This window comes from Phenylobacterium sp. (assembly GCF_046590535.1).
GTDB lineage: Bacteria > Pseudomonadota > Alphaproteobacteria > Caulobacterales > Caulobacteraceae > Phenylobacterium.
Genome location: NZ_JBKJTG010000093.1, coordinates 1 through 23,587 on the forward strand (window position 1 = coordinate 1; position 23,587 = coordinate 23,587).

Genomic DNA, 23,587 nt, shown 5'->3' on the forward strand with positions numbered 1-23,587 from the left:
CTCCATGAGGTTGTAGAGCGGCACCGCGCCCTTTCCGCGAAGCCAGGCCTCGATGTACTGGACGCCCACGCGGATGTTCTCGCGCAGGCCATGCTCCGTACGCTGACCTTCGTGGACGCGCAGCAGGTCCTCGCGGGTGACGGCGATCTTTGTCAGCAGCTTGCCCAGCTGGTTCGGGCCTGGCATCAGCCGGTCGAATACCTCCATGGCGACAGGGACCAGGTCCGGGTGCGCGACCCAGGTGCCGTCGTGGCCGTTGCCGGCCTCGCGCTCCTTGTCCGCCCGCACCTTGGCGAAGGCCGCCTCGTTGGCGGCGGGATCGCCCTTCACCGGAATCTGCGCGGCCATGCCGCCCATGGCGAAAGCGCCGCGGCGGTGGCAGGTCTGGATCAGCTTCAGGGAATAGGCGGCCAGGAACGCCGAGCTCATCCCCATCAGGGCGCGGTCGGGGGTGAGCGCGTCGCCGTGGGTCTTCAGGCGCTTGATGAAGGAAAAGATGTAGTCCCAGCGGCCGCAATTGAGGCCCGCCATGTGGTCGCGCAGTTCGTAGAGGATCTCGTCCATCTCGAAGGCGGCGGGCAGGGTCTCGATCAGCACCGTGACCTTTATCGTGCCGTTGGGGACGCCCAGGGCCGCCTGAGCATGGACGAACACCTCGTTCCACAGGCGCGCCTCCAGATGGCTCTCCATCTTGGGCAGGTAGAAATAGGGGCCCGTGTCGGTGGCGATCTGGGCCCTGGCGTTGTGGAAGAAGTAGAGCCCGAAGTCGAACAACGAGCCTGACATCTCCTCCCCGTCCACCAACACATGGGCTTCGGGCAGGTGCCAGCCGCGGGGCCGTACGATCAGGGTGGCGACCCTATCCCCCAGGGCATAGCTCTTGCCGCTGGCCGGGTCGGTGAAGCCCAGCTTGCCGGCCCAGCGGTCCTTCAGGTTGACCTGGCCATCGAGCATGTTGGCCCAGGTGGGCGAGGAGGCGTCCTCGAAGTCGGCCATGAACACCTTTGCCCCGGAGTTCAGGGCGTTGATGATCATCTTGCGGTCCACCGGCCCGGTGATCTCCACCCGGCGGTCCTGCAGGTCGGCGGGGATCGGCGCCACCTTCCAGTCGCCGGCGCGAACCTGGGCGGTCTCGGGCAGGAAGTCCGGCTTCGCGCCGCAGTCCAGGCGGGTCTGCCGCTCATCGCGCAGCGCCAGCAGCTCCAGGCGCCGGTCGTTGAAGCGCCGGTGCAGGTCGGCCAGGAAAGCCAGGGCCTCGGCGGTCAGCACCTCGGCGGCGCGGCCCTCCACGGACCCTTTCAGTTGCGCCGCCGGGCGGGCCGCAAGATCGACGGGCATGGGCGCGCTCCGGTCGGCCAGTTCGCTCACGCGAACTGGTTCATGGTGTTGTGCACGCCGCCGGCCTTCAGGGCGGCCTCGCCGGCGAAATACTCCTTGTGGTCGTCACCGATATCGGAGCCGGACATGTTCTGGTGCCGCACGCAGGCGATGCCCTGGCGGATCTCCTGGCGCTGCACGTTCAGGACGTAGCCCAGCATCCCGGCGGCGCCGAAGTACTCCCTGGCTAGATTGTCCGTGGACAGAGCGGCGGTGTGATAGGTCGGCAGGGTGATCAGGTGATGGAAGATGCCCGCCCGCTTGGCGCCGTCAGCCTGGAAGTTGCGGATGCGCTCGTCGGCCTCCACGGCCAAGTCGGTGGTGTCGTAGTCGACGCTCATCAGCTTCTCGCGGTCGTAGGCCGACACGTCCTTCCCGGCGGCGATCCAGGCGTCATAGACCTGCTGGCGGAAGTTCAGCGTCCAGTTGAAAGAGGGCGAGTTGTTGTAGACCAGCTTGGCGTTGGGGATCACCTGGCGGATGCGGTCCATCATGCCGGCGATCTGGTCGACATGGGGCTTCTCGGTCTCGATCCACAGGAGGTCCGCGCCATTCTGCAGCGAGGCGATGCTGTCGAGGACGCAGCGGTCTTCGCCGGTGCCGGCGCGGAACTGGAAGAGGTTGGACGGCAGGCGCTTGGGGCGCAGGAGCTTGCCGCCGCGGTTGATGACCACGTCGCCGTTGCCGAGCTTGTCGGGGGCGATCTCCTCGCAGTCGAGGAAGCTGTTGTACTGGTCGCCCAGGTCGCCCGGGGTCTGGCTGACGGCGATCTGCTTGGTGAGCCCCGCGCCCAGAGAATCCGTGCGGGTGACGATGATGCCGTTGTCGACGCCCAGCTCCAGGAAGGCGTAGCGGCAGGCCCGCACCTTCGCCAGGAAGTCCTCGTGCGGGACCGTGACCTTGCCATCCTGGTGGCCGCACTGCTTCTCGTCGGAGACTTGGTTCTCGATCTGCAGGGCGCAGGCGCCAGCCTCGATCATCTTCTTGGCTAGCAGGTAGGTGGCCTCCGCGTTGCCGAAGCCTGCGTCGATGTCGGCGATCACCGGCACCACGTGGGTCTGGAAGTTGTCGATGGCGTCGGTGAGCGCTTCCTCGCGCTTGCGGTCGCCGGCGGCCGAGGCGGCGTCCAGGTCGCGGAACATCATGCCCAGCTCGCGGGCGTCAGCCTGGCGCAGGAAGGTGTAGAGCTCTTCGATCAGCGCCGGCACCGAGGTCTTCTCGTGCATGGACTGGTCGGGCAGCGGGCCGAACTCGGAGCGCAGCGCCGCCACCATCCAGCCGGAGAGGTAGAGATACTTCCGGTCCGTGGTGCCGAAGTGCTTCTTGATGGAGATCATCTTCTGCTGGCCGATGAAGCCGTGCCAGCAGCCCAGGGACTGGGTGTACCTGGCCGGGTCGGCGTCATAGGCGGCCATGACGCGGCGCATGATGTCGGCGGTGTAGCGGGCGATCTCCAGGCCGGTCTTGAAGCGGTTCTGCAGCCGCATGCGCGCCACGCCGGCCGGGTTGATGCCGTCCCACGTGCCGTTGGCGCTCTTGATGAGCTGGCTCATCTCGATGATGTGGTCTTGATAGGACATCTGGCTCTTCCGCGGTTCTTGACAAGTTGCAGAACCTCTAGCGCTTGAACTTGCTGGCGCGAACCCTGGGATTCACGGCAAAAGGCGTACTTGTCACACCTATTTGTTGTCACGATTGTAAAGATGTGACAATCACACAGTCATGGCGCTGCTCTCCACCGACCGAAAGCTGTTCCTCGGCGCGCGGATGAAGCGCCTGCGGCGGGAGCTGGGCATCACCCAGGCGCGGATGGCCGAGGACCTGGGGGTCTCGCCCAGCTACCTCAACCTCCTGGAGCGAAACCAGCGCCCGGTCACCGCCCAGGTGCTGCTGCGGCTGGCGGAAGCCTACGACCTCGACCTGAAGAGCCTGTCGTCGGATCCGGAGAGCGCCAGCGCCACCGGCCTCAGCGAAGTGTTCTCCGACCAGATGTTCCGCGACCTGGGCGTCGCCAAGCACGAGATTGCCGAGGTGGCCGATAGCGCCCCAGGCGTGTCGGAAGCCATCGTGCGGCTCTACAGGGCCTATCTCGACCAGCGCCGGATGTCCGACTTCGGCGCCGTGGGGCGGCCCGAGGACGGCGCCCTTCAGCCAGTGGTCACTCCCTCCGACTGGGTGCGCGACTTCATCCAGGCGCAGAAGAACCACTTCGCCGACCTGGAGGAGGCCGCCGACCAACTGCGCGAGAACCTTCGCCCCGAGCCGCAGGATTTCGCCAGCGCAGCCCGCGAGCGGCTGGCCAAGGCGCACGGCATCCAGGTGCGCGTGGTGCCGGTGGACGTGCTGCCGGAGAGCGTCCGGCGCTTCGACCACCACAGGAAGCGCCTGTTCCTGTCGGAGGTGCTCACCGGAGCCGGGAGGGCTTTTTCCCTGGCCTTCCAACTGGCCATCCTGGAGCACGGCGAGCGGCTCCACGACCTGGCCGACCGCGCCGCGCCGCCTGACCGGCCGACCCGCAACCTCCTGAAGGTATCCCTGGCCAACTACCTGGCGGCGGCGACGCTGATGCCCTACCAGGCTTTCCAGGAGGCCGCCGAGCGAACCGCCTATGACGTGGAGCTGATCCGCGCCCGCTTCGGGGTCTCCTTCGAACAAGCCTGCCATCGCCTTACCACCCTGGCCCGGCCCGGCCAGCGCGGGGTGCCGTTCTTCATGGTGCGGGTGGATTCAGCCGGCAACATATCCAAGCGGTTCGCGGGCTCGGCCTTTCCGTTTTCGCGGTTCGGGGGCGCCTGTCCGCGCTGGAACATCCACTCCTGCTTCCGCACCCCCGGCCGGATCATCACCCAGATCATCGAGACCCCCGACGGCCAGCGCTATTTCACCATCGCGCGCACCGTGGCGCGCATCGCCACGCCCTATGCCGGCGAGGACTCGGAACTGGCCATCGGCATGGGCTGCGAGCTCAAATATGCCGAGCGGCTAGTCTATTCCCGCGGCCTCGACCTGCGCGATCCGGTGGCCACCGGCATCGGCCCGGCCTGCCGCATCTGCGAGCGACCGGCCTGCCCCCAGCGGGCCGCCGAGCCGATCAGCCGCACCCTAACCGTCGACGACTTCACCAAATCCATCTCGCCCTATCCGTTCGCCTCGAGCTGACGCCACGTAACCCACTGGTGTGGCGGTATTTTTCCGTGCCACAACAGGGCGTCACGGGGGGATGGATGGCCGAGCGACGCGTCGCCCGATCGACGGACCGTTATGAGCGCAAACGCGAGGCGATCCTCGACGCGACGACGATCCTGCTGAACCGCGAGGGCGTCAAAGGCCTCACGCTCGGCGACGCGGCCGCGGCCGTGGGCCTCTCCACCACCAGCGTCACCTACTATTTCAAGCGCAAGGACGACCTGGCCGCGGCCTGCATGCTGCGCGGCGTGGAGGCCCTGCACCTGATGGTCGACGCCGCGCTTGAGGCTGCGACGCCGCAGGCGCGTCTCGACGCCCTGCTGGACGGCTACCTCAAGCGGGTGCGACTGGCCGCCACCGGCCAGGCGCCGCCCCTGCCCGTGCTCTCCGACATCCGCGCGCTCAATCAACCGCGCCGCAGCGAGGTCGCCCAGGCGTTCATGAAGATGTTCCGCCGGCTGCGGCAGATCTTTGAGGCGCCGGAGCTGGGCTGGCTGTCTCGCGGCCGGCGCACGGCGCGCACCCACATGCTGCTGGCGCAGCTGTTCTGGGCCGGCGCCTGGCTTCCGAAGTACGACCTGGAAGACTATGGCCGCATCCGCGAGCGCATGAGCGACATCCTGCTGAACGGGCTGGCCGCCCCGGGCGCCGCATGGGCGCCCTGCGCCATCGGCATGGCTGAACTGGCCGCGCGGGAGGAGCAGGACGCTGCCCGCGAGACCTTCCTCCTGGCCGCCACCCGGCTGATCAATTCCCGAGGATACCGCGGCGCCTCGGTGGAGAAGATTTCCGCCGAGCTGAACGTCACCAAGGGCAGCTTCTACCATCACAACGATGCCAAGGATGACCTGGTGGTGGCCTGTTTCAACCGCACCTTCGAGGTCATGCGCCGGGTGCAGCGGCTGGCTATGGCGCTTCCCGGGGACCACTGGTTGCGACTGGCCAGCGCCGCGGCGGCCCTGGCGGAGTTCCAACTCTCCGAGCACGGCCCGCTGCTGCGTAGTTCCGCGCTTTCCGCCCTGCCGGAGCCGATCCGCTTGAAGATGGTGGAACAGTGCGACCGGGTCTCCGACCGCTTCGCCGCGATGATCTCCAACGGCATCGCCGAGGGATCGGTGCGCCCGGTGGACGCCGCCATCGCCGCGCAGATGCTGAACGCCACCCTCAACGCCGCCGCCGAGCTGGGCCTGTGGGTGCCTGACGTCCGGCAGAAGGCGGCGCCGGCGGTGTTCGCCAGGCCGATGCTGATGGGAATCTTCTCGAAGTAGCGCTCAGTTGCGCTGGCGTTCCGCCTCTTCGCGTACGGCGGCGATGTCTTCCGGCTCCTCGTGGTCGAGACCGGCCAGATCGGTGCGCGCGTCGCTGTGCGCGCGCAACAGCTCGTCAACCTTGGCGTGAATGGCCTGGGTGTCGCGGTGGGTCGCGCGCTGGATGAACAGCGTCATCAACCAGGTGGCGATGGTCGCCACGCCATGCCAGTCGAAGCTCTCGCGCTCGAACACCAGCCACAGGAGGGTGTAGAGCCCGACCACCAGGAAGGTGGCGGGATGGGCGGTCAGAACGCCGAGCTTGGTGATTCCGTGGCGGATCGCATGGTTAGTCATGCCGTCGCCAACGCGACGCCGACCTCGCTGTTCCTCAGCTGAGCCTGCCGGTGGAGCCGGGCGGTTCGCCCTCCGCCGCCAGGTCGGCTGCGGCGGTGAGCTTGCGCAGGGACTCCAGGTGGCTGGCGCGGGTGATCCGGTAGCCGGTGAGGATCGCCACGGCGGTCCCGTAGAGGATGGCCAGGGTGGGCGCCACCACCAGGCCCAGGTTGCGGACCACCTCTGGCGCGACCTCGCCCGGCCTTGCCCCGTCCGGGAAGCCGATGCCGGTCAGCAGGATCGCGGAGACGAAGATGCCGATGCCGGTGACGGCCTTGGCCACGAAGGCGTTGGCGGCGAAGAACAGGCCCTCGGACCGGCGGCCGGTGCGCAGCTCCGAGTCCTCCACTACGTCGGCGATCATGGAGGACAACAGGATGTTGCCGGTGATCCCCAGGCCCACGGAGACGATGGAGAGGGTGAAAAGCAGGGGAAACAGGATCGGCGAGCCGTTCTCCGGGAAAACACCCACGAGGCGCAGGACGATGGGCAGGCAGGTCAGCAGCATGGACACGAAGATCAGGCCCATGGCCGAGGGCCTCTTGCCGAACCGCTGGGAAATCCTCGCCGCGCCGGCGAAGGCCAGCACCGCGGCGGTCAGGCTGGCGAAGGTGAACAGCGCGATCTGGTCGGAGCGGAACTCCCAGAAGAAGGTCTGGAAATAGAGGTTGATCGAGAACCCAAGACCGATGGCGGTGGAGTTGAACACCGCCGCGCCCATCAGGAACAGAAACGGACGGTTCGACAGGGTGCCCAGCATCTCGCGCGCCAGGGTGGCGAGGCTGGCATTGCGGTGCGGAGCGGTGCGCAGGTGCGGGATCTGGCTATGGGTGCCCAGGGCCGACACCAGGATGGCGAACAGCATCAGGCCGGCGGCTGCGAGGCCGTAGTTGGAATACCCGGCCCTGTTGAGCTGGCCCACGGCCTGGCTGGCGTCAGGCTTCAGGAAGATCGACAGGGCGGCGAAGAACATGGCCAAGCCGCCGATCCAGCCGAACAGGTAGCGGTAGCTGAGCAGCTTGGTGCGCTCGTCATATTCCGTGGTCAGCTCGGCGGCCAGCGCCGAGGAGGGGATTTCATAGAGGGTGATGAAGCTGCGGATCAGGATAGCGACGCCGATCAGGTAGAAGAACAAAGCCTGGTCGCTCCAGCCCGCCGGCGGATTCCACAGGAGCAGGTAGGACACCGCCACAGGGATGGCCGCGGCGTACATGAACGGATGCCGCCGGCCCCACCGGGAGCGCCAGTTGTCCGATACCTGCCCCACGATGGGGTCGAGGAAGGCGTCGACGAACAGCGCGATCATGATCGCCAGGCCGACGGTCTGGGCCGGAAGGCCCATGACCTGATTGTAGAAGATCAGCAGGAAGTAGGAGAAGCCGTTGTCCTTGACCCCAAAGGCGACGCTGCCGAAGCCATAGGCCAGCCGGGTGGGGACGCCCAAGCGGCGCGCTGTGGGGATCACGGTCTCCGTGGCCAAGGGGCGTCTCCTCGCAATGCGCGCCGCCCCGTCGCCAGCAGCCTTGGCTCAAACCGTGGGCGCGGCGGGCGCCTGCGTCAACGGCGGGGCGTGTGTCCGACCCCGCCTTCCGGCTCGGCCTCCACCCCGGCCTCGCCCGCCAGAACGGCCGCGTCGCGCAGCTTGGCCAGGTTGTCCATGTGGCGGGCCCGGTTGATATTGAAGAAGAACAGGCAACCGATCGCCACGCCGTAGAGGAGGACGACGCTGGGGACATAGGCCAGGCCCAGGTTGCGCAGCACCTCGTCGCCGACCTCGCCGCGCTTGGCCCCTACCGGGAACTGCGAAAGGGTCAGGATGGTGGTGGCGATGAACACGCCCACGCCCGAGACCATCTTTCGGAACAGGTTGCCGGAGGACAGCAGCAGCCCCTCCGACCGGCGGCCGGTCTTGACCTCTGCGTCCTCCACCACGTCGGCGATGATCGAGGCCAGCAGGATGCCGGTGGCCGCGGCCAGGGCCGAATTGATCAGCTCCTCGCCATAGATCAGCATCAGGAGCTGCGGCGTGCCGTTCTCGGGCGCCAGGCCCAGAAGGCGCAGGGACACCGGGGTAATGTGCACCAGGACCGCGCTGCCGAACACGGCGATGACGCCGAACTTCTTGCCCATGATCCGGGCGACGACCGGGGCCAGGGCGATGCCGAAAAAGCTGCCCACCACGCTGATGGTGGCCAGGGTCGCCAGCTGCGACTGCTTCAGCTCCCAGAAGTAGAGGCCGAAGTAGATCTCCAGGCCGTTGCGCGCGCCCACCGCCACGGCGATGAACATGCCGGCCAAGGTGGCGACGATGAAGGCGCGGTTGTTGAGGGTTTGGCCCATCTCCCGGAGCATGACCTTCAGGGTGATCTTGCGGGTCGGCGCGGGGCGCAGGAAGGGAATCTGGCTGGCGGTGCCGAAGGTCGAGACTACGATGGTCGTGAAGATGATCAGGGCGGCGACCAGCGAGTAGTTGAAATAGCCGGACCGTCCCAGGACCCCGCCCGAGCCGTCGGGCTGCTCCTTCAGGAACACCTGGTAGGCCAACACCGTCATGCCCAGGCCGCCCAGAACCATGAACAGGTGGCGCAGGGCCAACAGGCCGGTGCGCCCGTCGTAGTCCTTGGCCAGTTCCGGCGCGAGCGCCTGGTGAGGCAGCTCAAAGAAGGTGTCGAAGAAGCGCACCGACAACAGGCAGACCAGCAGCCAGACGCCGGTCGCCTGGTCGTCCCACCCGCCGGGCGGGTTCCAGAGCAGGAAGAAGCTGACGGCGAAGGGGATCGCCGAGGCCAGCATGAAGGGATGGCGCCGCCCCCAGCGGGACCGAAAGTTGTCCGACACCTGGCCCACCACGGGGTCGAGCACGGCGTCGAACAGCAGGCAGATCATCAGGATCCCGCCCACCGTCGTGGCGGGCAGGCCCACCACCTGATTGTAGAAGATCAGCAGGAAGGTGGAGAGCGCGCGCAGCTTCAGACTGGTGGCCGTAGCGCCCACCGCATAAAGCAGCTTGGTTGGGAAGCTCAGGCGTCGCGTCGCCTCGGCGAGATTGTCTGCGGTCATGGCGCGGCTCCGGCCTGGCCCTGGCTCAGCGCCGCCCAAGGGCGCGCGGGACGGCCCGTGACGGCGAAAATGGGCCGCTGGACGCCAAGCTGGTGCTCCCGCCGCGAAGATGCGGCAAATTTCTTGTCGCTACCCCGCGCCAATGGCGAGGCCAGCCTTATGGGGAGAACCTGAGCGAGCGGTTCCGCAGCGTCAACGCCAATGATCTTTCAGCGCCGACACAAACCCGCGGGCTAGGTCACGCGGTCAGGACGATCTTGCCCACATGGGTCCCGCCCTCCAAGTGGGCGTGGGCCTTGGCCGCCTCAGCCAGGGGGAAGGTCGCGTCCACCGGGGGCCTAACCTTTCCCGCGGCGATCCAAGGCCAGACCACGCGCTCGATCACCTCGGCGAGGCGGGCCTTCTCGTCGGCGTCGCGGGGGCGAAGGGTCGATCCGGTGATCACCGCGCGCTTCATCATCACCCGCCAGATCGGCAGGGTGACCTCGCCGCCACCCTGGCTGGCGATAAACACGATCCGCCCGCCGGTGTTGATCGCGTCCAGGTCCTTGGCGAAATAGTCGCCGCCAACCATGTCGAGGATCACGTCGCAGCCGCCCTCGGCCCGGGCCACTTGGGCGAAGTCCTCGGCGGTGGCGTCCACGGCGATGTCGGCGCCCAGGGCCTTGGCGCTGGCGGCCTTGGCCGCGCCACGGGCGGTGGCGATCACCTTGGCTCCGGCCGCCTTGCCCATCTGGATGGCGGTGACGCCGATGCCGGAGGTGGCGCCATGCACCATCAGGGTTTCGCCGGCCTTCAGGCCGCCATGCTCGAAGACGTTGGCGTAGACGGTGAAGACGGTTTCCGGCAGGCCGGCGGCCTGGATGAAGTCGAGGCCCTGCGGGATCGGTAGGGCGTGACGGGCGTCGCAGACCGCGTATTCCGCATAGCCGCCGCCGCCCAGAAGCGCGCAGACCCGGTCGCCCACCTTCCAGCGCCCCGCGGCCTCGACCACCTCGCCGGCGACTTCCAGGCCCATCGTGTCGGGCGCCCCTGCGGGCGGCGGATAGGCGCCCAGGCGCTGCAGGATGTCCGGGCGGTTGATCCCGGCGGCGCGCACCTGGATCAGGATCTGGCCCGGCCCCGGCCTGGGACGTTCGATCTGCACGGCCTTGAGCGCCTCTGCGGGACCCTTGCCGCCCTCGATGGCGATGGCGGACATCTGGTCGGGGGCCGAGGAGCTCATGGGGATGGTTTCCGGCAAAAACTTGCGCATTCGCGCCTCGCGCGCTTGGATAGCGTCTAAAGTTGGGGCCGCAAAGGAGGCTCGACCCAGGTCATGGAAGAACCGGCGGAAGTACGGATCACCCGCGGCCAGCGCCTCGTGGAAGCCATGCGCGAGGACCTGGAACTGTACGGTGTCGCCGAGCTGGAAGAACGCATCGAGGTGCTGCAGGCCGAGATCGCCCGGGTCGGCGCTCAGATCGACCGCAAGCGGGCCGGCCGGGCGGCGGCGGATGCGCTGTTTTCGTCCGGCTCCTCATAAGCCCCGCTTTGGGCTATCGTCTGTGGCACAGCGGTTGCACAGCGCCGTCCAAAACCGACCGTGCGTCCAGCGGCAGGAAAGCTGAGGGCTGACCACCAAGATGAGCGACATCACCTCCGCCTTCCCCTGGCGTCCCGACGTCATCCAGGATTTCGCCCGCTCCGAGCTGTTCGAGCGGACCTTCCAGGAGGGCATGGACCTGGTAGAGGAGACCGCCAGCTACCTGGACGGCTCCGGGCGCCAGGACTCCAAGCTCCTGTCGCGCAATTCGGCGCTGGCCTATGCGGCCGAAAGCATGCGGCTGACCACGCGGCTCATGCAGGTGGCCTCCTGGCTGCTGGTTCAGCGCGCAGTGCGCGAAGGCGACATGGCGGCCGACGCGGCCTGCGAGGACCGCTATCGGCTCTCCGCCGAGGAGGTCTGCCGTGGCGGGCCTGACGCCGCCGAGGAAGAAGACCTTCCGGTCGCCTTGACCCTGCTGCTCGACCGCTCCGAGCGGCTCTATGAGCGGGTCCGCCACTTGGACCGCCGCATGTATGTGGAAAGCGTCGAGGACAACGCCCCGCACCCGGTGCTGTCGCAGCACGACCGGCTGAAGTCGGCGTTCGGCGGCTAGTGTGCTGGATTGAAGTTCGCCTCACTCCTGGATCGAGCTCCATGCGAACTTCAGATCCAAGAAGCACACTAGAAATCAGACACTAGCGCCAACTCAGATCGACGACGGAAACGCAAAACGCCGCAAGGGCTGGCCCTCGCGGCGTCGCGATTTGGTCGATGTGACTTGCCTTTACTTGCGCGTGAAGGCGCCGAACTTGGCGTTGAAGCGCGAGACGCGGCCACCGCGGTCCAGCATCTGGTGGCCGCCGCCGGTCCAGGCCGGATGGGTCTTCGGATCGATGTCCAGGTTCAGAGTCGCGCCCTCCTTCTGATAGGTGGAGCGGGTCTGGTAGCTGGTGCCATCGGTCATCACCACAGTGATGAAGTGGTAGTCCGGGTGGGTGTCTTGTTTCATCGCGCGGGCGCCTGACGTAAAGGAGCGGCCAAAGTGAGACGGCCGCCCACAGGGACGGCCTTCCAGGAAGCCGCCGCGTATAGGCAAACGCCGGCGAAAACGCAAGGTGCGAACGCGTATGAGTGAGCCTGCGGCCGAAGCGACCGCGCCCGGGCGGCCGAGCGCAGGGGCGACACTGGCCCAGACCCTGGCCGAGGCGGGCGACCGCCGGGGCAAGAGCCGCAACGTCCACGCCCTTCGCCGGCTCATCCCCTACGCCCGCGCCCATTGGGGGGACGCCAGCCTCTCGGCGGTGTTCCTGGTGGCCTCCACGGCCGCCACCCTGGGCCTCTCCGGCGCCGTGCGCCTGCTGGTCGATCACCTGACCGGCGGCCGCACCACCTCAGACAGCATCGACAAGTGGTTCCTGCTGCTGGGGGCGGTGGCCCTGGGCCTCGCGGCGGCCTCGGCGCTGCGGTACTTCTTCATCACCAAGCTGGGCGAACGGGTGGTGGCGGACCTTCGCAAGGCCACCTACGCGCACATCCTCACCCTGGATCCCGCCTATTTCCTGGCGACCCGCACCGGCGAGGTGCTGTCGCGCCTGACCACCGACATCCAGATCGTCGAGAACATGCTGGCCACCTCGATCTCGGTGGCGTTGCGAAACCTGCTGACCCTGATCGGCGCCCTGATCCTGCTGGTGGCGGTGAGCCCGCAGCTCACCGGCCTGGTGGTGCTGGTGTTTCCGCTGATCATCGGGCCGCTGTTCCTGTTCGGACGTCGGGTGCGCAAGCTGACCACCTCCGCTCAGGACGAGTTCGCCAGCGCCATCGGCCATGCCGGGGAGAGCCTGGACGCCCTGGAGACCGTACAGGCGTTCGGCGGCGAGCGCGCCGCGGCGGACCGCTTCGGCGCCGCGGTGGAGGGCGCCTTCCGCACCTCGATCCGACGGATGACCGCCCGGGCGCTGATGACCGCCATGGTCATCGCCCTGGTGTTCGGAGGCGTGGTCGGCGTGTTCTGGCTGGGGGTGCACGCGGGATCGCGCGGCGACATGAGCTGGGGCGCGCTGTTCCAGTTCGCCTTCCTCTCAGTCCTGGCCGCCGGAGCCGTAGGCGCTCTGGGCGAAACCTGGGGGGACGTGCAGAAGGCGGCCGGCGCCATGGAGCGAGTGGGCGAACTGCTGGACGCCCGGCCCGGCGTCGCCCCGCCGGCGCGCCCGCAGCCCCTGCCCCATCCGCCGCGCGGCGAGGTGGCGTTCGAAGCGGTGACCTTCGCCTACCCCGGGCGGCCCGACCTGCCTGCACTTAGGGGGTTCAGCCTGGACGTGAAGCCCGGCGAGCGGGTGGCCCTGGTGGGACCATCGGGCGCCGGCAAGAGCACGGTCTTCCGCCTGCTGCTGCGGTTCTACGACCCGCAGGCCGGCGTGGTGCGGGTCGACGGTGTCGACCTGCGCGACGCGGACCCTGCGGAGGTGCGCGCCCGCATGGCCCTGGTAGCGCAGGACTCGCCGCTGTTTTCCGGCTCGGCCGCCGAGAACGTCCGGTTCGGGCGCGCCGACGCCGACGCCGACGCCGTGCGCGCCGCGATCCGCGCCGCCCAGGCCGAAGCCTTCCTCGACGCCCTGCCACAGGGCCTGGACACGCCGGTGGGCGAGCGCGCCCGCAGCCTTTCCGGCGGCCAGCGCCAGCGGCTGGCCATCGCCCGCGCCCTGGTGCGAGATGCGCCAATCCTGTTGCTCGACGAGGCCACCAGCGCGCTGGACGCCGAGAACGAGCGACTGGTCCAGCGCGCCCTCGACAAGGCGATGATCGGCCACACCACCATCGTCATCGCCCACCGGCTGGCCACCGTACTCAAGGCCGACCGCATCGTGGTGATGGACGAGGGGCGGGTGGTGGAAGAAGGCAAGCACGCCGAGTTGGTGGCCAAGGGGGGCCTTTACGCCCGCCTGGCGTCCCTGCAGTTCGGCGCGGCGGCCTAGAGCGCAATCCACCGAAGTGGGAACCGGTTCGGCGGCGGAATTGCGCGCTAATTCAAAGTGGCGAGCCTGTTTATCCTAATCAGGTTGATTCAACCTGATCGGGACAGGCTCTAAGCCCGCGCCGCCACCGCCAGGGCGGGGAAGTCGCTGAACAGGCCATCGACGCCCGCGGCGTAGAGCGCCTTGAACAGGGCCAGCGAGTCGCCGTGCTCGGCGGGCACGGTCCCGCGACGCAGCTTCGGCGGCAGGAAGGCGTTCTCGGCCCGCACCGTCCAGGCGTGGACCCCCAACCCGGCCGCATGGGCGTCGGCCACCAGCGACGTGGCCGGGCCAAGGCCCCCGTCGACCACCGGGACGATCAGCGGCCACTCCGCGCCCAACCCATCGGCGTAGGCCGCCACACGCTTCAGGCCGGTGGGCGTGATCATGCTGGCGTAGTTGATCCCGCGCGCGTCGGCGGGACCGCCGGCTGCGGAGACCAGTTGCGCGGTGCGCGCCCTGGACAGCGGGCGGAAGGCCTTCAGCGGCGAGACCTCGAAACACTGCACGAACACCGGCGCGGTCCGGGAATTCAGCCCGCCGGCCTTCAGCGCATCGGCCAGCCGCTGTTCGATGGGCAGGCCTATACTCGCCAGATAGGTCGGGTGTTTCATCTCCGGATAGACGCCGATGGTGCGGCCCGTGCGGCGACTCTCAGACTCGGCCAGCGCCATCACTTCCTGAAAGGTCGGGATGGGCTCGCGGCCGTCGAACGCGGCGCTGACCGGCCGCAGCGCCGGCAGCCGCTCGCGGGCTCGAAGGGTCTTCAACTCGGCCAGGGTGAAGTCCTCGGAGAACCAGCCTGTCACCGCCTGGCCGTCGATGGTCCGGGTGGCCTTGCGCCCCGCGAATTCCGGTCGGCTGGCCACGTCGGTGGTCCCGGCGATCTCGTTCTCGTGGCGGGCCACCAGGGTGCCGTCCTTGGTCACCACCAGGTCGGGCTCGATGTAGTCCGCGCCTTCCTCGATCGCCAGACGATAGGCCATCAGGGTGTGCTCGGGGCGCTCGCCGCTGGCGCCGCGGTGGGCGATCACCAGCGGGCGGGAAGGCCTTGGCTTGGCCAACACGGGCGTGGCGGCGGCGACGAAGGCGGTGGCGGCGAGGGTGCGGCGGGTCAGGGTCATGCCCGTCAGCTTAGCCCTATTTTGCGGCGCGGATGCGATCCAGGATCAACGGGTGGATCTCCAGGTTCCCGGCAATGATCGAGCCTTGCTCCAGCATCAGGTCGCCGCCGTCGGCGTCGGTGGCCCTGCCGCCCGCTTCGGTGACCAGCAGCAGGCCCGCCGCCAAGTCCCAGGACTTCAGGTCTCGCTCCCAGTAGCCGTCGTAGCGCCCGGCCGCGACCCAGGCGAGGTCGAGGGCCGCGGAGCCGAACCGGCGCACGCCCGCCACCCGCTGGCTCACCTGGTGCAGCTCCTTGAGGAACTGGGCGTGGCCGCCGTGTCCCAGGAACGGGATGCCGGTGGCCAGAACGCTCTCGTCGAGCTTGGTGCGCGCAGCCACCCGCAGGCGCTTGTCGTTGACGAAGGCGCCCTTGCCCTTCTCTGCCCAGAACAGCTCGTTGGTCACCGGGTTGTAGGTCACCGCGGCGACCACGGCGCCCTCGCGCTGCAGGGCAATGTTGATGGCGAAGTGCGGGATGGCGTGCAGGAAGTTGGTGGTCCCATCTAAGGGATCGACCAGCCAGGTATGGGTCTTGTCGGTGCCCTCGATCAGGCCGCGTTCCTCGCCCAGGAAGCTGTAGCCGGGCCGGGCCTTGGACAGGGCCTCGAAGATGGTCTGCTCGGCCTTCAGGTCGGCGGCGGAGACGAAGTCGGCGGGCGCCTTCTTGGCCACCTGCAGTTCGCCCAGCTCGCCGAAGTCGCGGTTCAGGCCCCGCGCCGCCTTGCGGGCGGCGTCGGACATCACCTTCAGGAGGGCCGATTGGGTGGACACGTGAGAGGTTGCTTCCTGGGGGGTCGGGCGCGGAACCTAGTGGCCGGTCCCCTTTTAGGCAAGGCGAGCGGTCAGGCCCGCTCGGCGACGCCTGCTGCGATCTCGGCGTTGAGCGCGGCCACGGCGGCGGCGGGCCCCTGCGCGTGCGACCAGACCCCGGCCGAGACTGCCAGGAAATCGGCGCCCGCAGCGGCCAGGCCGCGGGCGTTTGCCGCGGTGATCCCGCCGATGGCCACGCAAGGGATCTCCATCACTTCCTGCCAGATCGACAGGATCTCCGGGTCGGGCCGGGACGTGGTCTCCTTGGTGGCGGTGGGAAAGAACGCGCCGAAGGCCACGTAGTCCGCGCCGGCCTCGGCGGCGTCCATGGCCAAGTGGCGGCTGTCGTGGCAGGTGACGCCCACCATGCGGTCCTTGCCAACGACCCGCCGGGCCTCGGCGCAGCTCATGTCGTCCTGGCCCACGTGGACGCCGTCGCAGCCGAACTGCGCCGCCAGGTCAGGTCGGTCGTTGAGGATCACGGCCACGCCCCGGGCGGCGGCGATGGGGCTCAGCACATCCACCGCGGCGGCGATGATCACATCAGACACATCCACAAGCCTGATTTGCAGGGCGGCCACGTCGCCGGCGTCCAGCGCATGGGCCAGAGTGCGGCCGAAGTTCGCCAGGTCGTCGATCCGGGGTGGGGTGATCAGGTAGAGGCGGCAGAGGGGTTGAGCCATGGGCCGCTTCATACGCAAGGTCGCGCCCAAGCGCACCCGCCGTCCCACAAGATGAGAATGACTTGCAAACGCGTTCGCAAATGGATATCTCTGAGACTGGAGATCAGGGAGCCGCCGCGCGCCATGTACGTCTGCAACTGCAACGGCATCCGGGAACGCGACGTGCGCCACGCCATCGCGGCCGGCGCCACCCGGCCAGCGCACGTGTTCAAGGCCTGCGACAGCCAAGCTCAATGCGCCCGCTGCGTCTGCGACATGCGCAAGATGCTGGACGAGGAACGCCAAGCGCTGCGCTTCGCCGCCGAGTAGGCTTCCGCGGTCCCATCAGCGACCGCAAATCACTTGCAAACATAGGCTTTGACAGGCCGCGCGGGCGGATGGAGTTTCCGCGCTCAGGCGGCTTCGAAGGGTCCACGGCGATGCAAGGCGACAAGGCGATCATCCGGCTCTTGAACGCGGTGCTGACCAACGAGCTCACCGCCGTGAACCAGTATTTCCTGCACGCCCGGATGTACGACAACTGGGGCTTCGCGCGGCTAGGCAAGATCACCTACGAAGAGTCCATCGGCGAGATGAAGCACGCCGACAAGCTCATCAAGCGCATCCTGTTCCTCGACGGCCTGCCAAACCTGCAGGACCTGCACAAGCTGGCGCTGGGCGAGAGCGTCGCCGAGAGCTTGGCGGCGGACCTGGGCGTCGAGACCGGCGGGCGCACCACCCTGGTGGACGGCATTCGCCAGTGCGAACAGGCCGCCGACTATGTGTCGCGCCAGATCCTGCGCGAGATCCTCACCGACACCGAGGAGCACATCGACTTCCTGGAAACCCAACTTTCGCTGCTGAAGAGCCTGGGCGAGCAGAACTACCTGCAGAGCGCGCTGGGCGAACTGGGCGAAGGCGAGGGCTGACGCGCCGGCCAATCGCCACTACCGTCCCAGGCGTAGCGGGGGAGCGGGCGTATGGCGGCGGTGGCGGCGCAAGGCGAGGCGCGGGCGGGTTCGAACCGGATGGTGATCGCCGGGGCGTCGGTGGGCACGGTCTTCGAATGGTACGACTTCTATCTCTACGGCTCGCTGGCCAGCTTCATCACCTTCCACTTCTTTTCCGGGGTCAACGAGACCACCGGCTACATCTTCGCCCTGATGGCCTTCGCCGCCGGCTTCGCGGTCAGGCCGTTCGGCGCCCTGGTGTTCGGCCGGCTTGGCGACCTGTGGGGCCGCAAGAACACCTTTCTGGTCACCATGCTGCTCATGGGGCTCTCCACCTTCGTGGTGGGCCTGCTGCCCAGCTACGACCAGATCGGAGTGGCTGCGCCCATCCTGCTGATCGTCATGCGCCTGGTGCAAGGGCTGGCGTTGGGCGGGGAGTACGGCGGCGCCGCCACCTATGTGGCCGAGCATGCGCCGCCGGGTAAGCGCGGGCTCTACACCAGCTGGATCCAGACCACAGCGACGCTCGGCCTGTTCCTCAGCCTGATCGTCATCCTCCTGGTGCGCACCCAGCTGGGGGAGGAGGCTTTCCGCGCCTGGGGCTGGCGGATCCCGTTCCTGGTCTCGATCCTGCTTCTGGGGGTGTCCCTGTGGATCCGCCTGCGGCTCGACGAAAGCCCGGTGTTCCAGAAGATGATCGCCGAGGGCAAGGGCGCCACGAGGCCGCTGGCCGAGAGCTTTGCCCACTGGCCGAACCTGAAGCTGGTGCTGCTGGCGCTCGCCGGGCTCACCGCCGGCCAAGCGGTGGTCTGGTACACCGGCCAGTTCTACGCCCTGTTCTTCCTGGAGAAGACCCTCAAGGTCGACGGGCCGCTGACCAACAGTCTGGTGGCCATCGCGCTCCTGTTGGGCACGCCGTTCTTCATTCTGTTCGGCTGGCTGTCCGACAAAATCGGCCGCAAGCCGATCATCCTGGCCGGTTGCCTGATCGCCGCGCTCACCTACTTCCCGATCTTCAAGACCCTGACGGTGGCGGCCAATCCGGCCCTCGCGGCGGCGACGGCGTCCTCGCCGGTGGTGGTCACCGCCGACCCCGCCGACTGCGCCCTGCAGTTCGACCCCGTGGGCAAGACCGCCTTCACCAGCTCCTGCGACGTGGCCAAGTCGGCGCTGGCCATCGCTGGCGTCTCCTACGTCAACCGCGTCGCGCCGGCCGGAACCCTGGCCTCCGTGCAGGTGGGCGCCAACCAAGTGATTGGCTTCCGCGGCGAGGCCATGGCCAAGCCCGCCTTCGACGCCCGCAAGGCGGAGTGGACGGCGACCCTCGGGACCGCCCTGAAGGAGGCGGGCTATCCCGCCAAGGCCGACGCCGCCCAGGTGAACAAGCCCCTGGTGGTGGGCTTGCTGTGGCTGCTGGTGCTCTATGTGACCATGGTCTACGGCCCGATCGCCGCGGCCCTGGTGGAAATGTTCCCGGCGCGCATCCGCTACACCTCCATGTCGCTGCCCTATCATGTGGGCAACGGCTGGTTCGGCGGCTTCCTGCCGACCACGGCCTTCGCCATGGTCGCCGCCTCCGGCAACATCTACTTCGGGCTGTGGTATCCGATCACCGTGGCCGCGGTGACCTTCGTGGTGGGCGCCTTCCTGGTGAAGGAGATGCGCGGGAACGAGATCGAGGCTTAGGTCTGTGGTTGGCCCTGGCTGAACCGCAGCTGGGGCCCCGCCGATTACTCCGCCGCCTGCCGGGTCAACCCGATCTTGGGGCTGAGTTCGCCGGACGCATAGCGCTTGCACATGACCGACAGCGGAAGCGGACGGATCTGGCTAGCCCAGCCGGCCGTGCCGAATTCCTCGAACCGCTGGCGGCAGACCAGACGCATGGCGTCCATGGCGGGCTTCAGGTACTTGCGCGGGTCGAACTCGCCTGGGTTCTCGGCGAACACCTTGCGGATAGCGCCGGTCATGGCCATCCGGTTGTCGGTGTCGATGTTGATTTTGCGCACCCCGTGCTTGATGCCGCGCTGGATCTCGGCCACCGGCACGCCCCAGGTCTGGGGCATCTGGCCGCCGTATTTGTTGATCACGTCCTGCAGGTCCTGCGGCACCGAGGACGAGCCGTGCATCACCAGGTGGGTGTTGGGCAGGCGCCGGTGGATTTCCTCGATCACATTCATGGCCAGGACGTCGCCGTCGGGCTTCCGCGTGAACTTGTAGGCCCCGTGGCTGGTGCCCATGGCGATGGCCAACGCATCCACCTCGGTGGCCTTGACGAACTCCACCGCCTGGTCGGGATCAGTGAGCAGCTGGTCGTGGCCGAGCTTGCCCTCGAAGCCGTGGCCGTCTTCCTTCTCGCCCATGCCCGTCTCAAGGCTGCCAAGCACCCCCAGCTCGCCCTCGACGCTGGCGCCCACCCAGTGGGCCATGTCCACCACGGCCTTGGTGACGCGGACGTTGTAGTCGTAATCGGCGGGCGTCTTGCCGTCGCCCATCAGCGAGCCGTCCATCATCACGCTGGTGGAGCCGTACTGGTTGGCGGTGGCGCAGGTGGCCTCGTTGTTCCCGTGGTCCTGGTGCATGCAGATCGGGATGTGCGGGTACATCTCCGCGAGCGCATCGATCAGGTGCTTCAGCACAATGTCGTTGGCATAGGAGCGCGCGCCCCGGCTGGCCTGGATGATCACCGGCGCGTCGACGGCGTCGGCGGCCTCCATGATGGCCAGGCCCTGTTCCATGTTGTTGATGTTGTAGGCGGGCACGCCATAGCCGTGCTCGGCCGCGTGATCGAGAAGCTGTCGAAGCGTAATCCGGGCCATCCGCGCCCTCCGTTGCTAACGAGAAAGGGCCGCCACGCCGGGCAGCTCCTTGCCTTCCATCCATTCCAAGAACGCACCACCCGCGGTGGAGACGAAGGTGAAGTCGTCCACCACGCCGGCCGCGTTGAGGGCCGCCACCGTATCACCCCCGCCGGCCACCGCCACCAACTTGCCGGCCTTGACCAGCCTGGCGGCATGCCGCGCGGCCGCCACGGTGCCCTTGTCGAAGGGCGGGACCTCGAACACCCCAAGCGGGCCGTTCCAGATCAGGGTCTTCGAGTTGCTCATCGCCCGGCACAGGCGCTCCACCGTCTCGGGGCCGGCGTCGAGAATGCGCTCGTCGTCGTCCACGTGGCCGATGTCGCGGACCCGCGCGGCGGCGCCCGGCGCCAGCTTCTCGGCCACCACGATGTCGATGGGCAGGAATAGCTTGCAGTTGTTCTGGCCAGCCAGGCGGATGATGTCGCGGGCGGTGTCGGCCAGCTCCTTCTCGCAATAGGACGCGCCCACGTCGTGGCCCTGGGCGTAGAGGAAGGTATTGGCCATGCCGCCGCCGATGGCCAGCTTGTCCAGCCGGGTCACCAGGTTCTGCAGCAGGTCGAGCTTGGTGGAGACCTTGGAGCCGCCGACGATCCCCATCACCGGCCGCTCGGGCCGGCCCAGCGCCGCGTCCAGGGCGCTGAGCTCCAGGCGCATCTGCTCGCCCGCATAGGCCGGCAGCAGGCGGGCGAGGCCCTCGGTGGACGCGTGGGCCCGGTGGGCTGCGGAGAAGGCGTCGTTGACATAGAGGTCGCCGTTGGCGGCCAGGGCGTTGGCGAAGGCCCGCTCATTGGCCTCCTCGCCCGGGTGGAAGCGGACGTTCTCCAGCAGCAGCACATCGCCGGGCTTCAAGGCGTTCACCGCGGCGCGGGCGGCGGGGCCTATGCTGTCCTCGGCGAAGGCCACCGGCGCTCCCAGCAGGGCGGACAAGGGCGCCACGACCGGCTTCAGGCTCATGGACGCCACCCGCTTGCCCTTGGGCCGGTCGAAGTGGGCCAGCAGGACGGTCTTCGCCCCGCCCTTGCGCAGCTTCTCAATGGTCGGCAGGGCCGCGCGCAGACGGGTGTCGTCGGAGACCTCGCCGGCCTCCATGGGAACGTTGAAATCCACGCGCACCAGGGCCCGCTTGCCGGCCAGTTCCGCGTCGTCGAGCGCCTGGAAAGCCATCGGCCGGCTAGATCAGCTTCGCCATGGCGACGGCGGTGTCGCTCATCCGCGTGGAGAAGCCCCACTCGTTGTCGTACCAGGCCAGCACCCGGCCGAGCTTGCCCTCGATCACCTGGGTCTGCGGCAGGGCGACGGTGGAGGAGGCGGCCTCATGGTTGAAGTCGATGGACACCAGCGGCTCGCTGGTCACCGCCAGCACGCCCTTGAGCGGGCCGGACTGGGCGGCGGCCGAAAGCGCCGCATTGATCTCTTCCACGGTGACGTCGCGACCGGAGACGAAGGTCAGGTCGACCACCGAGACGTTGGGGGTGGGCACGCGGATCGAGGAGCCGTCCAGCTTGCCGGCCAGCGCCGGGATCACCAGGCCAAGGGCCTTCGCGGCGCCGGTGGACGTCGGGATCATCGACATGGCCGCGGCGCGGCCCCGGTAGAGGTCCTTGTGCAAGGTATCCAGCGTCGGCTGGTCGCCGGTGTAGGAGTGGATGGTGGTCATGTAGCCACGCTCGATGCCGCACAGCTCCTGCAGGACCTTGGCGACCGGGGCCAGGCAGTTGGTGGTGCACGAGGCGTTGGAGATCACTAGGTCGGCGGCGGTGAGCGTGTCGTGGTTCACCCCATAGACGATGGTCTTGTCGACACCGTCGGCGGGCGCGCTGACGATCACCCGCTTGGCGCCGGCCGCCAGGTGAGCGCCGGCCTTTTCCCGGGAGGTGAACAACCCCGTGCACTCCAGGGCGATGTCGACGTTGAGCGCCGCGTGCGGCAGATCCTTGGGATCGCGGATCGCGGTGACCTTGATCTTGCCCAGGCCCACGTCGATCCAGTCTTCGCCGATGGTCACAGTGGCGGGGAACCGGCCATGCACGCTGTCGTAGCGCAGCAGATGGGCGTTGGTCTCCACCGAGCCCAGGTCGTTGATCGCCACCACCTCGATATCGCGGCGCGCGTGTTCGACGATCGAGCGCAGGACGAGCCTGCCGATACGGCCGAATCCGTTGATGGCGACGCGAACGGTCATGCGGAGAAGCTCCTTGGCGGCCAGCGCCTGTTTTGCCGGGCGTTTTTGGAGGGCGCCGCGCCCAAGTCAACCCCTGAGCCCGCATCCCTCTCTGTTAAGGGGAGCGGCAAGTCGCGAAAGCGACCGGGTGGGGTGTGTGCGGCCGCACACACCCCACCCGTCTCCCCAGAGAGGCCCACCCGCTAGCCGGTGACCGGCCGCACCTTGCCGGCAGCTTCGCGGGCCCGGCGGCGCGCCTCGTCGACGTCGGCGCCGCGGGCCAGAGCCACGCCCATGCGGCGGCTGGCGAAGCTTTCCGGCTTGCCGAACAGGCGCAGGTCCGCGCCCGGAACCGCCAGGGCTTCGGCGACGCCCTCGAAGGCGACGCCCCGGGCCTCCAGGCCGCCGTAGATCACCGCGCTGGCTCCGGGTTCGCGCAGGGTCACGTCGGTGGGCAGGCCCAGGATCGCCCGGGCGTGCAGGGCGAATTCGCTCTGATGCTGGGTGACCAGCGTGACCAGCCCGGTGTCGTGCGGGCGCGGGCTGACCTCGGAGAACCACACATGGTCGCCGTTCACGAACAGTTCGACGCCGAACAGGCCCCGGCCGCCCAGGGCGTCGGTGACCTTGCGGGCGATCTCCTGCGACCGGGCCAGGGCGGCCGCGGTCATAGCCTGCGGCTGCCAACTCTCCACATAGTCGCCCTTCACCTGGCGGTGGCCGATGGGGGCGCAGAAGCTGGTCTGGGTCGCACCATTGCTGACGCTACGCACCGTGAGCAAAGTGATCTCGAAGTCGAACTCCACGCGCCCCTCGACGATCACCCGGGCCTGCTCCACGCGGCCCGCCTCAAGGGCGTAGCGCCAGGCCTCGGTGATCTGCTCGGGGCTTTCCACATAGGACTGGCCCTTGCCCGATGAGCTCATCACCGGCTTCACGAAACAGGGAAAGCCGGCGACGTTGGCGGCGCGGGCCGCCAGCTCCGCTTCGCTGGAGGCGAAGGCGTAGACGCTGGTGGGCAGGCCCAGGTCCTCGGCGGCCAGCCTGCGGATGCCCTCGCGGTTCATGGTCAGCTGCGCCGCCCGCGCGGTGGGGATCACCACCGCCAGTCCGTCTTCCTCGATGCGCGCCAGTTCGTCGGAGGCCATGGCCTCGGTCTCCGGCACGATCAGGG

Annotated in this window: 22 protein-coding genes; 8 read left to right on the forward strand and 14 right to left on the reverse strand. The window is 68.3% G+C overall.

The window, feature by feature from the left end; translation table 11 throughout:
- Together aceB and ACLL81_RS05310 are read right to left on the reverse strand one after the other, a co-directional pair.
- On the reverse strand, nucleotides 1-1,338 hold a 1,338-nt coding region (gene aceB, locus ACLL81_RS05305), incomplete at its 3' end, for a malate synthase A (RefSeq protein ID WP_411287301.1).
- A gap of 26 nt (nucleotides 1,339-1,364) precedes the next feature.
- Nucleotides 1,365-2,957: an isocitrate lyase gene (locus tag ACLL81_RS05310; protein ID WP_411287302.1), complete on the reverse strand. Its 1,593-nt coding sequence runs from the start codon at nucleotides 2,955-2,957 to the stop codon at nucleotides 1,365-1,367.
- Nucleotides 2,958-3,099: 142 nt separating this feature from the next.
- Here ACLL81_RS05310 and ACLL81_RS05315 point away from each other — a divergent pair, with 142 nt between their 5' ends.
- Nucleotides 3,100-4,536 (forward strand): helix-turn-helix domain-containing protein, encoded by a 1,437-nt coding sequence (locus ACLL81_RS05315; RefSeq protein ID WP_411287303.1) that lies wholly within the window; start codon nucleotides 3,100-3,102, stop codon nucleotides 4,534-4,536.
- 65 nt (nucleotides 4,537-4,601) lie between these two features.
- Nucleotides 4,602-5,831, forward strand: a complete 1,230-nt coding sequence (locus ACLL81_RS05320) for a TetR/AcrR family transcriptional regulator (RefSeq protein WP_411287304.1) — start codon at nucleotides 4,602-4,604, stop codon at nucleotides 5,829-5,831.
- Nucleotides 5,832-5,834: 3 nt separating this feature from the next.
- Here the strand turns inward: ACLL81_RS05320 and ACLL81_RS05325 are convergent, their stop codons facing one another.
- The 4 genes from ACLL81_RS05325 to ACLL81_RS05340 all read right to left on the reverse strand — a co-directional run bounded on the left by ACLL81_RS05325 (nucleotide 5,835) and on the right by ACLL81_RS05340 (nucleotide 10,521).
- Entirely contained in the window at nucleotides 5,835-6,167 is a 333-nt protein-coding gene (locus tag ACLL81_RS05325; RefSeq protein WP_411287305.1) for a low affinity iron permease family protein, read from the reverse strand.
- 34 nt (nucleotides 6,168-6,201) lie between these two features.
- Nucleotides 6,202-7,686 (reverse strand): MFS transporter, encoded by a 1,485-nt coding sequence (locus tag ACLL81_RS05330; RefSeq protein ID WP_411287306.1) that lies wholly within the window; start codon nucleotides 7,684-7,686, stop codon nucleotides 6,202-6,204.
- A 77-nt stretch (nucleotides 7,687-7,763) separates the two neighbouring features.
- The gene (locus ACLL81_RS05335) at nucleotides 7,764-9,266 is read right to left on the reverse strand and encodes an MFS transporter (protein ID WP_411287307.1); all 1,503 of its coding nucleotides are present in this window, start codon (nucleotides 9,264-9,266) and stop codon (nucleotides 7,764-7,766) included.
- 238 nt (nucleotides 9,267-9,504) lie between these two features.
- The gene (locus ACLL81_RS05340; protein WP_411287308.1) at nucleotides 9,505-10,521 is read right to left on the reverse strand and encodes an NAD(P)H-quinone oxidoreductase; all 1,017 of its coding nucleotides are present in this window, start codon (nucleotides 10,519-10,521) and stop codon (nucleotides 9,505-9,507) included.
- Nucleotides 10,522-10,584: 63 nt separating this feature from the next.
- On the opposite strand from ACLL81_RS05340, the gene ACLL81_RS05345 reads away from it, so the two are divergent.
- Together ACLL81_RS05345 and ACLL81_RS05350 are read left to right on the forward strand one after the other, a co-directional pair.
- Complete coding sequence (locus ACLL81_RS05345; RefSeq protein ID WP_411287309.1) at nucleotides 10,585-10,791, forward strand: DUF1192 domain-containing protein; 207 nt, start codon at nucleotides 10,585-10,587, stop codon at nucleotides 10,789-10,791.
- Between the two features lie 100 nt (nucleotides 10,792-10,891).
- Nucleotides 10,892-11,407 (forward strand): DUF1465 family protein, encoded by a 516-nt coding sequence (locus tag ACLL81_RS05350; protein WP_411287310.1) that lies wholly within the window; start codon nucleotides 10,892-10,894, stop codon nucleotides 11,405-11,407.
- A gap of 171 nt (nucleotides 11,408-11,578) precedes the next feature.
- On the opposite strand, the gene rpmE is transcribed toward ACLL81_RS05350, so the two are convergent.
- A complete protein-coding gene (rpmE, locus tag ACLL81_RS05355) occupies nucleotides 11,579-11,803 on the reverse strand; it encodes a 50S ribosomal protein L31 (RefSeq protein ID WP_411287311.1) in 225 nt (74 codons plus the stop codon).
- A gap of 118 nt (nucleotides 11,804-11,921) precedes the next feature.
- Here rpmE and ACLL81_RS05360 point away from each other — a divergent pair, with 118 nt between their 5' ends.
- The gene (locus tag ACLL81_RS05360; RefSeq protein WP_411287312.1) at nucleotides 11,922-13,769 is read left to right on the forward strand and encodes an ABC transporter transmembrane domain-containing protein; all 1,848 of its coding nucleotides are present in this window, start codon (nucleotides 11,922-11,924) and stop codon (nucleotides 13,767-13,769) included.
- Between the two features lie 110 nt (nucleotides 13,770-13,879).
- On the opposite strand, the gene ACLL81_RS05365 is transcribed toward ACLL81_RS05360, so the two are convergent.
- The 3 genes from ACLL81_RS05365 to thiE form a co-directional block, all read right to left on the reverse strand.
- Nucleotides 13,880-14,932, reverse strand: coding sequence for a glycerophosphodiester phosphodiesterase (locus ACLL81_RS05365; RefSeq protein ID WP_411287313.1), 1,053 nt, complete (start codon nucleotides 14,930-14,932; stop codon nucleotides 13,880-13,882).
- Nucleotides 14,933-14,948: 16 nt separating this feature from the next.
- Complete coding sequence (locus ACLL81_RS05370; protein ID WP_411287314.1) at nucleotides 14,949-15,743, reverse strand: inositol monophosphatase family protein; 795 nt, start codon at nucleotides 15,741-15,743, stop codon at nucleotides 14,949-14,951.
- A 71-nt stretch (nucleotides 15,744-15,814) separates the two neighbouring features.
- Entirely contained in the window at nucleotides 15,815-16,465 is a 651-nt protein-coding gene (gene thiE / locus ACLL81_RS05375) for a thiamine phosphate synthase (protein WP_411287315.1), read from the reverse strand.
- Between the two features lie 123 nt (nucleotides 16,466-16,588).
- On the opposite strand from thiE, the gene ACLL81_RS05380 reads away from it, so the two are divergent.
- From ACLL81_RS05380 to ACLL81_RS05390, 3 genes are all read left to right on the forward strand, one after another.
- On the forward strand, nucleotides 16,589-16,774 hold the full coding sequence (locus ACLL81_RS05380; protein WP_411287316.1) for a bacterioferritin-associated ferredoxin: 186 nt from the start codon (nucleotides 16,589-16,591) through the stop codon (nucleotides 16,772-16,774).
- Between the two features lie 110 nt (nucleotides 16,775-16,884).
- On the forward strand, nucleotides 16,885-17,373 hold the full coding sequence (gene bfr, locus ACLL81_RS05385; RefSeq protein ID WP_411287317.1) for a bacterioferritin: 489 nt from the start codon (nucleotides 16,885-16,887) through the stop codon (nucleotides 17,371-17,373).
- 51 nt (nucleotides 17,374-17,424) lie between these two features.
- Nucleotides 17,425-19,080: an MFS transporter gene (locus tag ACLL81_RS05390; RefSeq protein ID WP_411287318.1), complete on the forward strand. Its 1,656-nt coding sequence runs from the start codon at nucleotides 17,425-17,427 to the stop codon at nucleotides 19,078-19,080.
- Between the two features lie 44 nt (nucleotides 19,081-19,124).
- On the opposite strand, the gene fba is transcribed toward ACLL81_RS05390, so the two are convergent.
- The 4 genes from fba to purT form a co-directional block, all read right to left on the reverse strand.
- Nucleotides 19,125-20,210, reverse strand: a complete 1,086-nt coding sequence (gene fba / locus ACLL81_RS05395) for a class II fructose-bisphosphate aldolase (protein ID WP_411287319.1) — start codon at nucleotides 20,208-20,210, stop codon at nucleotides 19,125-19,127.
- 15 nt (nucleotides 20,211-20,225) lie between these two features.
- Nucleotides 20,226-21,416 carry a phosphoglycerate kinase gene (locus tag ACLL81_RS05400; RefSeq protein ID WP_411287320.1) on the reverse strand — a complete coding sequence of 397 codons (1,191 nt, stop codon included), beginning with the start codon at nucleotides 21,414-21,416 and terminating at the stop codon, nucleotides 20,226-20,228.
- A gap of 7 nt (nucleotides 21,417-21,423) precedes the next feature.
- Nucleotides 21,424-22,434, reverse strand: coding sequence for a type I glyceraldehyde-3-phosphate dehydrogenase (gene gap / locus ACLL81_RS05405; RefSeq protein WP_411287321.1), 1,011 nt, complete (start codon nucleotides 22,432-22,434; stop codon nucleotides 21,424-21,426).
- Nucleotides 22,435-22,616: 182 nt separating this feature from the next.
- Nucleotides 22,617-23,587, reverse strand: a 971-nt coding sequence (gene purT / locus ACLL81_RS05410; protein ID WP_411287322.1) for a formate-dependent phosphoribosylglycinamide formyltransferase, incomplete at its 5' end; no start/stop codon positions are given.

What these genes read in the sequence shown, in the direction of transcription:
- ACLL81_RS05310 (WP_411287302.1), bottom strand. Translation starts at nt 2,957, where the DNA reads ATGTCCTATCAAGACCACATCATCGAGATGAGCCAGCTCATCAAGAGC.
- ACLL81_RS05315 (WP_411287303.1), top strand. Translation starts at nt 3,100, where the DNA reads ATGGCGCTGCTCTCCACCGACCGAAAGCTGTTCCTCGGCGCGCGGATG.
- ACLL81_RS05320 (WP_411287304.1), top strand. Translation starts at nt 4,602, where the DNA reads ATGGCCGAGCGACGCGTCGCCCGATCGACGGACCGTTATGAGCGCAAA.
- ACLL81_RS05325 (WP_411287305.1), bottom strand. Translation starts at nt 6,167, where the DNA reads ATGACTAACCATGCGATCCGCCACGGAATCACCAAGCTCGGCGTTCTG.
- ACLL81_RS05335 (WP_411287307.1), bottom strand. Translation starts at nt 9,266, where the DNA reads ATGACCGCAGACAATCTCGCCGAGGCGACGCGACGCCTGAGCTTCCCA.
- ACLL81_RS05340 (WP_411287308.1), bottom strand. Translation starts at nt 10,521, where the DNA reads ATGCGCAAGTTTTTGCCGGAAACCATCCCCATGAGCTCCTCGGCCCCC.
- ACLL81_RS05345 (WP_411287309.1), top strand. Translation starts at nt 10,585, where the DNA reads ATGGAAGAACCGGCGGAAGTACGGATCACCCGCGGCCAGCGCCTCGTG.
- ACLL81_RS05350 (WP_411287310.1), top strand. Translation starts at nt 10,892, where the DNA reads ATGAGCGACATCACCTCCGCCTTCCCCTGGCGTCCCGACGTCATCCAG.
- rpmE (WP_411287311.1), bottom strand. Translation starts at nt 11,803, where the DNA reads ATGAAACAAGACACCCACCCGGACTACCACTTCATCACTGTGGTGATG.
- ACLL81_RS05360 (WP_411287312.1), top strand. Translation starts at nt 11,922, where the DNA reads ATGAGTGAGCCTGCGGCCGAAGCGACCGCGCCCGGGCGGCCGAGCGCA.
- ACLL81_RS05365 (WP_411287313.1), bottom strand. Translation starts at nt 14,932, where the DNA reads ATGACCCTGACCCGCCGCACCCTCGCCGCCACCGCCTTCGTCGCCGCC.
- thiE (WP_411287315.1), bottom strand. Translation starts at nt 16,465, where the DNA reads ATGGCTCAACCCCTCTGCCGCCTCTACCTGATCACCCCACCCCGGATC.
- ACLL81_RS05380 (WP_411287316.1), top strand. Translation starts at nt 16,589, where the DNA reads ATGTACGTCTGCAACTGCAACGGCATCCGGGAACGCGACGTGCGCCAC.
- bfr (WP_411287317.1), top strand. Translation starts at nt 16,885, where the DNA reads ATGCAAGGCGACAAGGCGATCATCCGGCTCTTGAACGCGGTGCTGACC.
- ACLL81_RS05390 (WP_411287318.1), top strand. Translation starts at nt 17,425, where the DNA reads ATGGCGGCGGTGGCGGCGCAAGGCGAGGCGCGGGCGGGTTCGAACCGG.
- fba (WP_411287319.1), bottom strand. Translation starts at nt 20,210, where the DNA reads ATGGCCCGGATTACGCTTCGACAGCTTCTCGATCACGCGGCCGAGCAC.
- ACLL81_RS05400 (WP_411287320.1), bottom strand. Translation starts at nt 21,416, where the DNA reads ATGGCTTTCCAGGCGCTCGACGACGCGGAACTGGCCGGCAAGCGGGCC.
- gap (WP_411287321.1), bottom strand. Translation starts at nt 22,434, where the DNA reads ATGACCGTTCGCGTCGCCATCAACGGATTCGGCCGTATCGGCAGGCTC.